The following is a 13,207-nucleotide window of genomic DNA, read 5'->3' on the forward strand; positions in this document are numbered from 1 at the left end:
GGACCTCGGCCCCCTGGCGTAGCGGGCAGGGCAAGCGATGCGTTGCGGGTGCCCGTCAGTTGCGGTGCGGCAGCGATGGTGGTGGTACGTGGGGAGCACGGCCTGACCGAGCGCGTCATTCCGAGCGGGGTTCCGCGCCTCCCGGGCCGGGTGTGGTGAAGTCGGGCGTGGTGAAGTCGGGCGTGGAATAGGTGGGTCTGGGCCCGCCTGCCGGGCCGGGGAAGCCCGGGCTGGTGTAGCCGAGATTCGGGATGCGGTTGGGTGAGCGGTGCGGAATGTGCTGGGCGGGACCGGCGCTGGGATCGGCGAGCTCGTCACGCAGGAACGGCAGGATGCCACGTTCCACCAAGGCCTGCCGCCAGGCCTCCTTGGCGCGAGACACGTCATCTTGCAGATCCTCGACCTGCTCCTCGGCCGCCAGTGACGTCGAGCCATCGCGCAGGGCGGTGATGACAAGACCGGTGACGGCGACGAGGACGGCTGCCGCAGTGATCGCCGCGAACCACCAGCCCACAGCCACCATGGTGCTCGCGAACGAGGGCGGCGGGTTGAACATGGTCAGGACATAGCCGACCAGCAGGGAGATCACCGCGACGGTGCCCGCGACCAACGGCGCCAGGACAGCGGCCACGGCGAGTGCACCGGCTCCGGTCGCTTCCTCGGCCAGTGGCTCATGCCTGGCCGGCCGCTGCTCGGACGTACGCGGTGTACGAGTCCCCGCCGCCTTCGGTACCTCTGGGCGTACGCGTAGCCCGAGCAGCCCTGCCAGCAGACGACGGCTGAAGGACATCCCGGCCCACCGCCGCGGAGCGACTCCGTCGCTGATCCGGCGGCCTCCGGGTGGTCCGCCACCCAGCAAGGCGGCCCCGAACCGATGGCCCAGACCTGCCGAGTCACGGCGGACTGTGGCCCGGTTCCCGGAGCCGGGGTGGCCGGACGCCGAGCGCGAGGACGAGGACACCGCGCCTGAGGACTCGGACGGGGTTGCCGAGTCACGGTGTTGCTTCCGGACTCGCACGTAGTACTCGTACTCGGTCGCCGCAGCCGGCACGATCCGGTTGGTGGCACCCAGCAGCATGGTGCGCAGCTGCTCGGTGTTGAGCCTCTCTCCGACCGCCTGCAACCCCGGTCGTTCGGGAGCGGTACGCAGCACCTGGTCGAGGAGCCGCTCGTACTCGCCGCGGTCTTCGCTCAGCAGGTACGGACTGCTGTTCACAGCCCCTCCTCCCCGAGCGCGGGCCCCTGCCCCCATCGTCGCGTGCCTAGACCATCGAAGCCAGGCCCCGATCCGTCGGACGGGTCCGCGGGGAGGGGACGTGGGATCCGGGCGTTGTGTTCGTTCCGCGGGGAGCTCGCCGGATGCGGGTTCCGGCGTACGGGCGTCCGCCACTGGGGCGGGCTGCCCTGGCGAACGCGTGTGACGCGCAGGGGGCTGCGGTCCTTCCGCAGGGGCGGAGGGCCGGACCGCGTGATCCGCGGAGGGCACGGACGGCGGCGCCGCTCGGGGCGGGGAGAAAACGGCGCCGGAGCCATCCGCACCGCCCATCCCCATGGCACTGCCAACCGCAGTAGCGGGCGCCTCGGCTTCCGTGGCCGCCCCGGCCGGCTGCCGTTCGCCCGTCACCGCCTCGTTCACCGTCTGGATGCGGCCCAGTTGAGTGAGCAGCATGGGCGCCGACACTCCGACGACGAGGGCGGCGTACCCACCGCTGATCTGTCCCGTGGTCCCGAACAGCACTGCGGCCCCGGCGCCCATCACGCTGTGCACGATGGCCGCGGCGGTATCGACGGCGGGGTCGAAGTAGGCCTTGAACTGGGGGGCTGCTCCCTGTGTCGTCGTTTCCGCTGCGGCTGACTGTCGGTGGGTGCGGCGGTCGGCCTGCCAGGAGACGAATCGGGTGTACAGGTCCAGTGCCCCACGCAGCAGACCACCCGCCGCCCCTAACAGAATCAACGTCGGGACGTCCACGGTCTCCCCTGGGTAACGGTGCTGACGCCTGGTTGCGAGCTTCCGGCCACGGGATGAGCGTAGAGCCGCCCGCCGGCCCTGGGGAAGGAAACGGATAGTCAGCCGGCAGGACCGTCAGGCGCCGACGTACGCCGCCAGGTGTTCGCCGGTGACGGTGGAGCGGGAGGCGACGAGGGTGGCGGGGGTGCCCTCGAAGACGATCGTGCCGCCGTCGTGGCCGGCGCCCGGGCCGAGGTCGATGATCCAGTCGGCGTGGGCCATGACCGCCTGGTGGTGTTCCACGACGATGACGGACTTGCCGGAGTCGACCAGGCGGTCGAGCAGGCCGAGGAGTTGCTCGACGTCGGCCAGGTGGAGGCCGGCGGTCGGCTCGTCGAGGACGTACACGCCGCCCTTCTCCGCCATGTGGGTCGCCAGCTTGAGCCGCTGGCGCTCGCCGCCGGAGAGCGTCGTCAGCGGCTGCCCGAGGGTCAGGTAGCCGAGGCCGACGTCGGCGAGGCGTTCGAGGATCTTGTGCGCGGCCGGGGTCCGCGCCTCGCCCGCGCCGAAGAACCGCTCCGCCTCGTTGACCGGCATCGCCAGCACCTCGCTGATGTCCCGGCCGCCGAGGCGGTATTCGAGCACCGAGGCGTCGAACCGCTTGCCCTCGCAGTCCTCGCAGGTCGTGGCGACGCCCGCCATCATCCCCAGGTCGGTGTAGATGACGCCGGCGCCGTTGCAGGTCGGACAGGCGCCCTCGGAGTTGGCGCTGAACAGCGCCGGCTTGACGTCGTTGGCCTTGGCGAAGGCCTTGCGGATCGGGTCGAGCAGCCCCGTGTACGTCGCCGGGTTGGAGCGCCGGGAGCCGCGGATGGCGCCCTGGTCGACCGAGACCACCCCGTCGGAGGCGGGGATCGACCCGTGCACGAGCGAGCTCTTGCCGGAACCCGCCACGCCCGTCACGACGGTCAGCACCCCGAGCGGGACGTCGACGTCGACGCCCTTCAGGTTGTGCGTCCGCGCGCCGCGGATCTTCAGGGCGCCGGTGGGCTCCCGTACCGCGTCCTTCAGGGAGGCCCGGTCGCCGAGGTGGCGGCCGGTGACCGTGCCGCTCTTCCGCAGCCCCGCGACCGTCCCCTCGAAGCAGACCGCGCCGCCCGCCGTACCCGCGCCGGGACCGAGGTCGACGACGTGGTCGGCGATCTCGATGACCTCGGGCTTGTGCTCGACGACCAGCACCGTGTTGCCCTTGTCGCGCAGCCGCAGCAGCAGGTCGTTCATGCGCTGGATGTCGTGCGGGTGCAGCCCCGTGGTCGGCTCGTCGAAGACGTACGTGACGTCGGTGAGCGAGGAGCCGAGGTGCCGGATCATCTTGACCCGCTGCGCCTCGCCGCCCGACAGGGTGCCCGAGGGCCGGTCGAGCGCGAGGTAGCCGAGGCCGATCTCGACGAAGGAGTCCAGCGTCTGCTGGAGCGCGGTGAGCAGCGGCGCCACCGAGGGCTCCTCGATGCCCCGTACCCACTCCGCCAGGTCGCTGATCTGCATCGCGCAGGCGTCGGCGATGCTGACCCGCTTGATCTTCGACGACCGGGCCGCCTCGCTGAGCCGCGTCCCCTCGCACTCCGGGCAGGGCGTGAACGTGACCGCCCGGTCCACGAACTCGCGGATGTGCGGCTGCATGCCCTCCTTGTCCTTGGCGAGCATCGACTTCTGGATGCGCGGGACCAGACCCTCGTAGGTCATGTTGATGCCCGCGATCTTCATCCGGACCGGCTCGTGGTGGAGGAAGTCGTGCAGCTCCTTCTTCGTGAACCTGCCGATCGGCTTGTCGGCGGGGAAGAAGCCGGACTCGCTGTACAGGCGGTAGTTCCAGCCGCCCGCCTTGTAGCCGGGGATGGTGAGCGCGCCCTCGTCGAGGGACTTGGCACCGTCGTAGAGCTGGGTGAGGTCGAGGTCGGTGACGCTGCCGCGGCCCTCGCAGCGCGTGCACATGCCGCCGGTGCGGTGGAAGGTCGCCTTCACCGTCTTCTTGTCGCCGCGCTCGACCGTGATCGCGCCGCTCGCCTTGACCGAGGGGACGTTGAAGGCGTACGCGCCGGGCGGGCCGATGTGCGGCTTGCCGAGGCGGCTGAAGAGGATGCGCAGCATCGCGTTGGCGTCGGTGGCGGTGCCGACCGTGGAGCGCGGGTCGGCGCCCATCCGCTGCTGGTCGACGGTGATCGCGGTGGTCAGCCCGTCGAGGACGTCGACCTCCGGGCGGGCGAGGGTCGGCATGAAGCCCTGCACGAAGGCGCTGTACGTCTCGTTGATCAGCCGCTGCGACTCGGCGGCGATCGTGTCGAAGACCAGCGAGCTCTTGCCCGAACCCGAGACGCCGGTGAAGACGGTGAGGCGGCGCTTCGGGATCTCGATGCTGACGTCCTTGAGGTTGTTCTCGCGCGCGCCGAGCACGCGGATCACCTCGTGGCTGTCGGCGGCGTGCGGCGCGCTGGCCTTGCTCATCGTCTCGTCTCTCCTCTGTGGGGCGGGCGGCTCTGCCGGAACGGCTCGGGTGGACCGGCTCGGGTGACCGGCTCCGGTGACCGGCTCTGTCGGGCGGGTCGCCGCCCGCGCCCCGGGTCTGGAGGCCCGGGGCGCGGGCGGTGACGGCGCCGCGTGCGGTGGAGCGGTTGCCGCTACTGCTTGCGCGGCTGGTTGAAGCGGAGCATGTTGCCGGCCGGGTCGCGGAAGGCGCAGTCCCGCACACCGTACGGCTGATCGACCGGCTCCTGAAGGACTTCGCCGCCGGCCGCCCGGATCCGCTCGAAGGTCGCGTCCACGTCGTCGGTGGAGAAGATCACGCCGCGCAGCATGCCCTTGGCGAGCAGCTCGGACACGGCCTGCCGGTCGGCCGCCGAGGCGGTGGGGTCGGCGAGCGGAGGTTCGAGGACGATCTCCACGTCCGGCTGGTCGGGCGACCCGACGGTCACCCACCGCATGCCCTCGAAACCGACGTCGTTGCGGACCTCCAGGCCGAGCACGTCACGGTAGAAGGCGAGCGCCTTGTCGTGGTCGTCGACGGCGATGAAGCACTGGGAGAGGTTGATGCTGTTCATGCCTCCGAAGCTACGAGGCCGCGGCGGATTCCGCTTCTCCGATCCTGACCGCTTGCCCGGCCGGTGCGCCGGGGGCGGCCTCGAAGGGGGCGCCGGCCCGCGTCTCGGGGTCCGTCTCCGGACTCCTGTTCCGCTGCGGCCGGGTGACCACCTTGGCGACGCACGCCGGGATCGGGGCGCCCGACTCGTGGCTGCGGGCCCGGTAGGCGCTGGGGCTCTCGCCGACGAGCTCGGTGAAACGGGAGCTGAACGACCCCAGCGACGTACAGCCGACCTCGAAGCAGACCTCGGTCACGCTCAGGTCGCCCCGGCGCAGCAGCGCCTTGGCCCGCTCGACGCGGCGGGTCATGAGGTAGGAGTACGGGGTCTCCCCGTACGCGGCGCGGAAACTGCGGGAGAAGTGCCCGGCGGACATGAGCGCGACCCTCGCGAGCGCCGGGACGTCCAGCGGCTGCGCGTAGTCGCGGTCCATGGCGTCCTTGGCGCGGCGCAGGCGGACGAGATCCTCCAGGTTCATGCCGCCCAGGATCCCACGCGGGCCCCGCGCGCGGGGGTTTCTGTCACATCCTCGCGGGCCGGGGCGTCAACGCGGTGACGGGCCGGGCCCGGCCCGTCCGGCCCCGACGAGGAGAGATGCCCCATGCACGACGAGAGCGGCTACCTGACCGCGCAGTTCGACGCCCACCACGAGCAGCTGCGGGCCGTGGCCCGGCGGATGCTCGGGACCTCCCGCGAGGCCGAGGAGGTGCTCGCGCAGGCCCGCGCGGAGCTCGACGGCGGGGCGGGGATCCGGGAGTGGCTGGTGTCCTCGGTGGGGCGGACGTGCGTACGGCGGCTCCAGGGGCGGGCCGGGGCCGAGCCGGTCGCGCCGGACGCCCCCGACGGCCTCGACCCGGTGTGGCTCGCGCTCCTCGTCGTCCTGGAGGCCCTGGGGCCGGGCGAACGGCTCGCGTACGTCCTGCACGACCTGTTCGGGCTGCCCCTCGACGACACCGCCCGGATCACGGGAGACACCCCCGAGGAGGCCGGCCGGCTCGCGAGGGCGGCGCGGCGGCGGGTGCGGGGTGCCCGGGCGGGCGGCGATCCGGCGCGGCAGCGGGCCGTGGTGGAGCGCTTCCTGACCGCTGCCCGCGCCCGCGACCCGCGCGCCCTGGCGGCCGTGCTCGACCCGGAGGTGGTCGCCTTCTCGGAGCGGGGCCCGGTGCACGGCGCCCCCGCCGTCGCCGAGGGCGCGGTCGCCTTCGCCCGCCGGGACCGGGTGACGAGACCCGCGCTGGTCGACGGGGCGATCGGCGTGGTGGCCTTCGCCGACGGCCGCCCGGTCTCGGCGGTGGCTTTCACGCTGCGCGGCGACCGCATCGTGGCGCTGGACATCACGACCGGGGAGGAGCGCGTACGGGGGCTGGATCTCACCTTTCCGGATGAGTGAGCGGGGGGGGTGTGAGGCGCCTGGCAGGCGGCTCCGGGGAAAACCGGATGCCGAGCCCCGCGCCCTCCCCCTACCCTGGGCCCATGTCCACGCCCCGAATTTCCTAGCTCCAGGACCCGCTTCCACGCCACCCGTGTGTCCTTCAGCTTGTTCGGAGCGTTCTCTCATGATCACCCTTCGTGGTGCCGACGTGCGCGTCGGCGCCCGTCTCCTCCTGTCCGGCATCTCCTTCCACATCGCGCCCGGCGACCGGATCGGCCTGGTCGGCCGTAACGGCGCGGGGAAGACGACCCTTCTCGACACCCTCGCGGGGCTGCGTGCCCCGGCCGCCGGCAGCGTGCTGCGGACCGGCGACGTGGGGTATCTGGCGCAGGACTCGCGCGCCGCCGATCCGTCCGTCTCCGTCACCGACCGGATCCTGTCCGCGCGCGGCATGGACGTTGCCGTCCGCCGGCTGCGGGCCGCCGCCGACCGGCTCGGTGAGCGTGCCGACGAGCGGGCGATGGACGCGTACGTCCGGGCCGAGGCCGCGTTCGAGGCCCGCGGCGGATACGCGGCGGAGGCCGAGGCCGCGCGGGTCGCCGCCGGGGTCGGGCTGCCCGCCGAGCTGATGGGGCGGCCGGTCGGCACGCTGTCCGGCGGGCAGAAGCGCCGGGTGGAGCTGGCCAGGATCCTCTTCGCCGGACACGGCCGCGAGGGCACCCTGCTGCTCGACGAGCCGACCAACCACCTCGACGCCGACTCGGTCGGCTGGCTGCGCGGTTTCCTCGCCGCGCACCAGGGCGGGCTCGTCGTCGTCAGCCACGACCTCGAACTGATCGCCGCCACCGTCAACCGGGTCTTCCACCTGGACCCGCGGCGGGCGACGGTCGACGTCCACAACACCGGCTGGGCCGCCTACCTGGCCCAGCGGGACGCCGACGAGCGGCGCCGGACGCGCGAGCGCGCCGGCACCGAGCGGAAGGCGGCCGCGCTGCACGCCCAGGCGGACCGGATGAAGGCCCGCTCGGCGACGGCGGTCACCGCCCGCAGCATGGCGCGGCGCGCCGACCGGATGCTCGACGGCCTGGAGGAGGTCCGGCGTACGGAGCGGGTGGCACGGATCCGGCTGCCCGAGCCCGCGCCGTGCGGGCGTATGCCGCTGGGGGCGGTCTCGCTGACCAAGGGGTACGGGGGCGGGCGCCCGGTCCTCGACGGTGTGGACCTCGCGGTGGACCGGGGTGCCCGGCTCGTGGTGCTCGGGCTGAACGGCGCGGGGAAGACGACGCTGCTGCGGCTGCTCGCGGGCGTCGAACTCCCGGACGCGGGGCGGGTCGTGCACGGGCACGGGCTGCGGCTCGGCTACTTCGCGCAGGAGCACGAGACGCTCGATCCGGCGCGTACCGTCCGCGGGAACCTGGCGGCGGCCGCCCCGCACCTCACGGACGGCGAGGTCCGGCGGGTGCTGGGCGCGTTCCTGTTCCGGGGCGACGACGCCGACAAGCCCGCCGGGGTCCTCTCGGGCGGCGAGAAGACCCGCCTGGCGCTGGCCGGTCTCGTCCACTCGGGCGCGAACGTCCTGCTGCTCGACGAGCCGACCAACAACCTCGACCCGGCCTCGCGCGACGAGGTGCTGGCCGCCGTCGGCACGTATCCGGGCGCGATCGTGATGGTCACGCACGACGAGGGCGCGATCGACGCGCTGCGTCCGGAGCGGGTGCTGCTGCTGCCGGACGCGCAGGAGGACCTGTGGAACGAGGAGCACCGGGAGCTGGTGTCCCTGGCGTAGCCGCCGTTCCCGCCGTCGGCGCGACGGCTACCGCTTCACGGCCCTCAGCACCACGAACTTGGGGTCGCCGGCGACCAGTTCGCTGTTGCCGAAGATGCGGCGCAGGGTGACGTGGTAGCCGAGGTGCCGGTTGCCGACCACCCAGAGTTCTCCGCCGGGCCGCAGCGCCCGGCGGGACTCGGCGAACATGCGGCGGGCGGTCCGGTCCGTCGTGGCCTGGTGGCTGTGGAACGGCGGGTTGTTGAGCACGAGGTCCACCGAGCCGTCGGCGACGTCCGCCAGGCCGTCGCCGACGGTGAACTCGGCCGTGCGGGCGGTCCCGGCGTGCGTGCGGAAGTTCTCCTCGGCGGAGGCGACGGCCTGGTACGACTCGTCGGTGAAGACCAGTTCGGCCTCGGGCTCGGCGAGCGCGACGGCCAGTCCGACGACGCCGTTGCCGCAGCCGAGGTCGGCCACGCGGGAGCGCCCGACGTCCTGCGGGAGGTGCCGGAGGAGGAAGCGGGTGCCGATGTCGAGGCGGTCGGCGCAGAACACCCCGGCCTGGTTGACGACCGTGCGCCCGGCGAGCCCGGCCGGGGCGTCGGCGGGCAGCGCGTACCGGAGCGGCCAGGGGTTGGCGGGCCGTCCCTGCCCGGCGGCGGGGGTGGTGTGGATGAGCCGGGCCTTCTTGACCGCGAGGGAGGTGCGGGTCGGCCCGAGGATCCGCTCGAAGAGCTTCAGCGTGGAGGTGTGGATCTCCTTCACCATGCCGGTGCCGACCACGACGGTCCCCGCGTGCACGGCGGGGGCGAGCCGGTGGAGCTGGTCCTCCAGGAGAGCGAGGCTCTTGGGCACGCGGACGAGCAGCACGTCGACCCGCTCGGGCGGCGGGTCCTGCGTGGTGAGCAGCCGGACCGCGCCGGGTGCGGCGCCGGACCGGGCGAGGTTGTCGCCGGTGGCCCGGCGGCCGAGGTACGAGTCGGAGATCTGTACGAGCTCCCCGGCCCCGGCGGCGGCGAGCGCGGTGACGAGGGCGCCCCAGCGGTCCCCGACGACGGCGACGGTGCCGGACAGGTCGGTGCCGCTCTCCGCGAGGTGCGCGAGCAGGTACTCGTCGGCGGCGTCCCAGGCGCGGAGGGGGTCGCGCGGGTCGGCAGGGAAGCGGGTGAGGGGGAGGTCGCCCCAGGACGTGTTCAGACGGTTCATCGTGCTCCCAGGCTAGCCGCCGGGAGGGGTGGAGGTGCGCGGGCCCTTGGCGGCAGGGGACGGGGAGCGGGGGTGCCGCGTCACCCCACGGCCGCCGCCAGCTGGAGGTGCCACAGTCCGGGGCGGCCCGTGAGGGTGACCGTGGAGAGCGGCCGGACGTCGACGTTCCAGTACGTGGCGGGCGGGGCCTTCAGGGCGTAGACGAGGGCCGCCCGTACGACGGCGGGCTCGGCGACGGCGACGATGGCGCCGTCGTCGGCGGGGCGGGTGTCGAGCCAGCCGCCGACCCGGGTGATGAAGGAGAGAAGCGTTTCTCCTCCGTGTGGCGCCGCCCGCGGGTCGCGGAGCCAGGCGTCGACGGCTCCCGGTTCGAGCGCGGCGACCTCGGCCAGGGTGAGCCCGCGCCAACGCCCCATGTCGCAGTCGCGCAGGGCCGGCTGGACCAGCGGCGCGTAGCCGAGGGCCGTGCCGGTGGCGCGGCTGCGGGGCGTCGGGGAGCAGTAGCGCAGCTCCGCCGCGCCGAGCGGGATCAGCCGTGGCGCGGCGAGCTGCACCTCGTACCAGCCGGCCTCGTCGAGCGGCCGGTCGTCGTCGAAGCGTTCGGCGAGCAGGGAGGAGCTGCGTGCCGCCGCGACGAGCGTGACCCGAAGACCCATGGCGGCGATCGTGAGGCCGGGGGCCCCGCAGGTCAAGGGGTCATTGAGGGAAGCGGAGAAGGGGCGCGCTCAGTGCTGTCCGAGTGCCATCCACTTGTCCGGATTCTGTAGTGGCGTGAAACCGACCTTCTCGTACACGCCGTGCGCGTCGGCCGTGGCGAGCATGATCCGGCGCAGCCCGTACCCCTCCAGGTCGTCACGGACGTGGGTGACGAGGGCGGTGCCGAGCCCGGTGCCGCGTGCCGGGCGGTCGACGTAGACGTCGCAGAGCCAGGCGAAGGTGGCGTAGTCGGTGACGACACGGGCGTAGGCGCCCATCTCGCCCGTCTCGCGGTGGTAGGCGCCGTAGTTGACCGAGGCGGCGATGGCGCGGTCCTGCTTCTCCCGAGGTCGGCCGAGGGCCCAGTACGCGTCGGTGGAGAGCCAGTGATGGACGCGCGCCGCGTCGATCCGGGCGGGGTCGGCTGAGATCTCGTACGCCCCGTGCATGACGGGGCCGGTCGTGGTCGTGGTGTCGGTCATGGGCGCAGGCTGGCATTCCCGCCGTCCCTTGTCAGGTGAATTTGCCGGGGGCGAGGGCCGGGGGCGGCGGTGTGCGCCCCGGCCCGGCCCCGGTCAGCCGAGGAGGCCGTCCACGGCGGTCCGCAGCCTCCGCACCCCCTCGGCGATCTCCGCGGGGCCCGCGACACCCGCGAAACTCAGCCGGATGTGGCCGGCGGGCGGCTCGGCGCAGAAGTACGGCCGGCCGGGCGCCACCGCGACGCCGTTGCGCAGGGCGGCGGAGACGAGCGCGGCCTCGGGAAGGGCGTCGGGGAGGCGGAGCCAGAGCTGGTAGCCGCCGGAGGGGACGTACGGCAGGGCGAGTTCGGGCAGATGGTGGGCGACGGCGCCGGCCATCGTGTCGCGGCGGCTCTTCAGCTCGGCGGCGAGGGAGCGCAGATGACGGCTCCAGGCCGGGGAGCCGACGAGTTCGAGGGCGGCCTCCTGGAGGGGGCGGGGGACGAAGAAGCTGTCGACGACCTGGATGGCGCGCAGCCGTTCCAGGACGGGGCCGCGGGCGGCCAGGGCGCCCACCCGCAGGCTCGGGGAGGTCGGCTTGGTCAGCGAGCAGACGTGCACGACGACGCCGTCGGGGTCGTCGGCGGCGAGCGTGGCGGGCAGCGGCCCGGCGTCCTCGTGGACGAGCCGGCGGGCGAAGTCGTCCTCGACGACGAAGGCGCCGGCCGCGCGGGCGATCCGGACGACGGCGGCGCTCCGCGCGGCGCCGAGGGCGGCGCCGGTGGGGTTCTGGAAGAGCGGCTGGCAGACGAAGACGCGGGCGCCGGTGGCGCGGAAGGCGGCTTCGAGGAGCTCGGGCCGTACGCCGTCGGCGTCCGTGGGGACGGGGACGGGGCGCAGTCCGGCGGCGCGGGCGATGGCGAGCATGCCCGGGTAGGTGGGCGATTCGACGAGGACGGGGGTGCCGGGCGGGGCGAGGGCGCGCAGGGCGGTGGTGAGGGCGGGCTGGCCGCCCGCGGTGATGAGGACCTCGGCGGCGGTGACGCCGCCGCCGATCTCGCGGGCGAACCACGCGCGCAGTTCGGGCAGCCCGTCGGTGGGCGGCCTGCCCCAGGCGCCGGGGCGGCGGCCGGCCCGGGCGAGGGCGCCGGAGAGGGCGCGCTCGGGCTGGAGGGAGGGGTGGAGGTAGCCGCCGTTGAACTCGATGACGCCGGGCTGGGGCGCGGAGAGGGTGACGAGCACACCGGAGGCGTCGACGGCCCGGGGGACGAGTTCGGTGGCGGTGTCGGCACTGAGGGCGAGCTGCTGCCAGGAGGTGTCCCCGGCGGCGGGGGCGGCGGCGCGCGGCTCGGCCCGGTAGGCGCCGGCGCCGGGCCGGGTGACGACCAGGCCTTCGGCGGCGAGCTGGGCGAGGGCCCGGGTGACGGTGACCGGAGAGACGCGGTAGCGCTCGACGAGGGCCCGGCTCGACGGCAGCTTCTCACCGACTGAGTAGCGGTTGAGCTCCGACTTCAGGGATTTCGCCAGTTCGGCGACACTGCTACTCTCATGCATGAGAGCAAAGAATAGCGCTACCCAGTCGATGACGATAGCGGTCACGAGCCCCCGGGCCGAGGCCGAGGCCGTACCCGCCGCCGCCCGCCGCGGGACGCTGCTCGCCGCGCTCGGCGTGGTCTCCTTCTCGCTGACCTTCCCCTCCACCGTCTGGGGCCTGGAGAGCTTCGGCCCCTGGTCGCTGGTGGCGGTGCGCTCGGTGCTGGCCGCGGTGATCGCCGGGGCCTTCCTGCTGGTGGGCCGGGTACCGCTGCCCGAGCGGCGCCACTGGGCCGGGCTCGCGGTCGTCGCGGGCGGCGTGGTGATCGGCTTCCCGCTGCTGACCACGCTGGCGCTGCGGACCTCCACCACCTCGCACGCCGCCGTGGTCGTCGGACTGCTCCCGCTCACCACCGCGACCTTCGCCGCGATCCGCACCGGCCGGCGCCCGTCCCGTACGTTCTGGGGCGCGGCCGTCGCCGGGGCCGTGGTGGTGCTGGGCTTCACGCTCCAGCAGAGCGGCGGGGCGCTCTCGCAGGGCGACCTCTATCTCTTCGGGGCGCTGCTGGTGTGCGCCGCCGGGTACACCGAGGGCGGCCGGCTCGCCCGGCTGATGCCGGGCTGGCACGTCATCGGCTGGGCGCTGGTGCTCTGCCTGCCGCTGACGGCGGTGGGCTCGGCCGTGGCACTGTCGTACGAGCCCGTGCACCTGACCGCCCACGGGATCGCGGGGCTCGTCTGGGTGGCCGCCGGGTCCACGTTCTTCGGCCTGTACGTCTGGTACCGGGGCATGGCCGCCATCGGCATCCCGCGCGCGAGCCAGCTCCAGCTCGCCCAGCCGCTGCTCACGCTGTTCTGGTCGGTGACCGTGCTCGGCGAGCGGCTGTCGCCGGCCGCCCCGGTCGCGGCCGGCGCGGTGCTGGTCTGCATCGCGGTGACCCAGCGGGCGAAGAGCTGACCCCGGCCCCCGCTGTCCGCGGCCCGCGCGGCCCCGGCCCGCACGCACCCCGCCCCTCGTGATCCCGGCCCGCACGCACCCCGCCCCTCGTGATCCCGGCCCGCGTGACGGCTGGGGTGACCGGGGTCACAATGGCA

General features: G+C 73.9%; 11 protein-coding genes. 3 read left to right on the forward strand and 8 right to left on the reverse strand.

Annotated features, from left to right (window positions below):
• Positions 1–115: 115 nt before the first annotated feature.
• The 4 genes from ACZ3ZE_RS31735 to ACZ3ZE_RS31750 form a co-directional block, all read right to left on the reverse strand.
• Entirely contained in the window at positions 116–1,216 is a 1,101-nt protein-coding gene (locus ACZ3ZE_RS31735) for a hypothetical protein (protein WP_361169601.1), read from the reverse strand.
• Positions 1,217–2,083: 867 nt separating this feature from the next.
• A complete protein-coding gene (locus tag ACZ3ZE_RS31740; protein ID WP_467261596.1) occupies positions 2,084–4,450 on the reverse strand; it encodes an ATP-binding cassette domain-containing protein in 2,367 nt (788 codons plus the stop codon).
• 173 nt (positions 4,451–4,623) lie between these two features.
• Positions 4,624–5,043 carry a VOC family protein gene (locus tag ACZ3ZE_RS31745; RefSeq protein ID WP_361169607.1) on the reverse strand — a complete coding sequence of 140 codons (420 nt, stop codon included), beginning with the start codon at positions 5,041–5,043 and terminating at the stop codon, positions 4,624–4,626.
• A 10-nt stretch (positions 5,044–5,053) separates the two neighbouring features.
• Positions 5,054–5,560 (reverse strand): helix-turn-helix transcriptional regulator, encoded by a 507-nt coding sequence (locus ACZ3ZE_RS31750; RefSeq protein WP_361623411.1) that lies wholly within the window; start codon positions 5,558–5,560, stop codon positions 5,054–5,056.
• A gap of 123 nt (positions 5,561–5,683) precedes the next feature.
• On the opposite strand from ACZ3ZE_RS31750, the gene ACZ3ZE_RS31755 reads away from it, so the two are divergent.
• A complete protein-coding gene (locus ACZ3ZE_RS31755; RefSeq protein ID WP_467261598.1) occupies positions 5,684–6,472 on the forward strand; it encodes a DUF4440 domain-containing protein in 789 nt (262 codons plus the stop codon).
• Between the two features lie 166 nt (positions 6,473–6,638).
• Positions 6,639–8,240: an ABC-F family ATP-binding cassette domain-containing protein gene (locus tag ACZ3ZE_RS31760; RefSeq protein ID WP_361169616.1), complete on the forward strand. Its 1,602-nt coding sequence runs from the start codon at positions 6,639–6,641 to the stop codon at positions 8,238–8,240.
• Between the two features lie 27 nt (positions 8,241–8,267).
• On the opposite strand, the gene ACZ3ZE_RS31765 is transcribed toward ACZ3ZE_RS31760, so the two are convergent.
• The 4 genes from ACZ3ZE_RS31765 to ACZ3ZE_RS31780 form a co-directional block, all read right to left on the reverse strand.
• Positions 8,268–9,425: a methyltransferase gene (locus tag ACZ3ZE_RS31765; protein WP_467261600.1), complete on the reverse strand. Its 1,158-nt coding sequence runs from the start codon at positions 9,423–9,425 to the stop codon at positions 8,268–8,270.
• An 80-nt stretch (positions 9,426–9,505) separates the two neighbouring features.
• Positions 9,506–10,081 (reverse strand): histidine phosphatase family protein, encoded by a 576-nt coding sequence (locus ACZ3ZE_RS31770; RefSeq protein WP_361623399.1) that lies wholly within the window; start codon positions 10,079–10,081, stop codon positions 9,506–9,508.
• 69 nt (positions 10,082–10,150) lie between these two features.
• A complete protein-coding gene (locus tag ACZ3ZE_RS31775; RefSeq protein WP_361169625.1) occupies positions 10,151–10,603 on the reverse strand; it encodes a GNAT family N-acetyltransferase in 453 nt (150 codons plus the stop codon).
• A 93-nt stretch (positions 10,604–10,696) separates the two neighbouring features.
• Positions 10,697–12,133, reverse strand: a complete 1,437-nt coding sequence (locus tag ACZ3ZE_RS31780) for an aminotransferase-like domain-containing protein (protein ID WP_361169628.1) — start codon at positions 12,131–12,133, stop codon at positions 10,697–10,699.
• On the opposite strand from ACZ3ZE_RS31780, the gene ACZ3ZE_RS31785 reads away from it, so the two are divergent.
• Positions 12,132–13,070 (forward strand): DMT family transporter, encoded by a 939-nt coding sequence (locus tag ACZ3ZE_RS31785; RefSeq protein WP_361169631.1) that lies wholly within the window; start codon positions 12,132–12,134, stop codon positions 13,068–13,070. The two genes, ACZ3ZE_RS31780 and ACZ3ZE_RS31785, sit on opposite strands and share 2 nt — an antisense overlap.
• Positions 13,071–13,207 lie beyond the last annotated feature (137 nt).

The sequence above is a fragment of the Streptomyces sp. NPDC023157 genome, from assembly GCF_055560575.1.

Coding starts and splice junctions, on each gene's coding strand:
- ACZ3ZE_RS31740 (WP_467261596.1), bottom strand. CDS start 4,450: ATGAGCAAGGCCAGCGCGCCGCACGCCGCCGACAGCCACGAGGTGATC.
- ACZ3ZE_RS31745 (WP_361169607.1), bottom strand. CDS start 5,043: ATGAACAGCATCAACCTCTCCCAGTGCTTCATCGCCGTCGACGACCAC.
- ACZ3ZE_RS31750 (WP_361623411.1), bottom strand. CDS start 5,560: ATGAACCTGGAGGATCTCGTCCGCCTGCGCCGCGCCAAGGACGCCATG.
- ACZ3ZE_RS31755 (WP_467261598.1), top strand. CDS start 5,684: ATGCACGACGAGAGCGGCTACCTGACCGCGCAGTTCGACGCCCACCAC.
- ACZ3ZE_RS31760 (WP_361169616.1), top strand. CDS start 6,639: ATGATCACCCTTCGTGGTGCCGACGTGCGCGTCGGCGCCCGTCTCCTC.
- ACZ3ZE_RS31765 (WP_467261600.1), bottom strand. CDS start 9,425: ATGAACCGTCTGAACACGTCCTGGGGCGACCTCCCCCTCACCCGCTTC.
- ACZ3ZE_RS31770 (WP_361623399.1), bottom strand. CDS start 10,081: ATGGGTCTTCGGGTCACGCTCGTCGCGGCGGCACGCAGCTCCTCCCTG.
- ACZ3ZE_RS31775 (WP_361169625.1), bottom strand. CDS start 10,603: ATGACCGACACCACGACCACGACCGGCCCCGTCATGCACGGGGCGTAC.
- ACZ3ZE_RS31785 (WP_361169631.1), top strand. CDS start 12,132: ATGAGAGCAAAGAATAGCGCTACCCAGTCGATGACGATAGCGGTCACG.
- ACZ3ZE_RS31780 (WP_361169628.1), bottom strand. CDS start 12,133: ATGCATGAGAGTAGCAGTGTCGCCGAACTGGCGAAATCCCTGAAGTCG.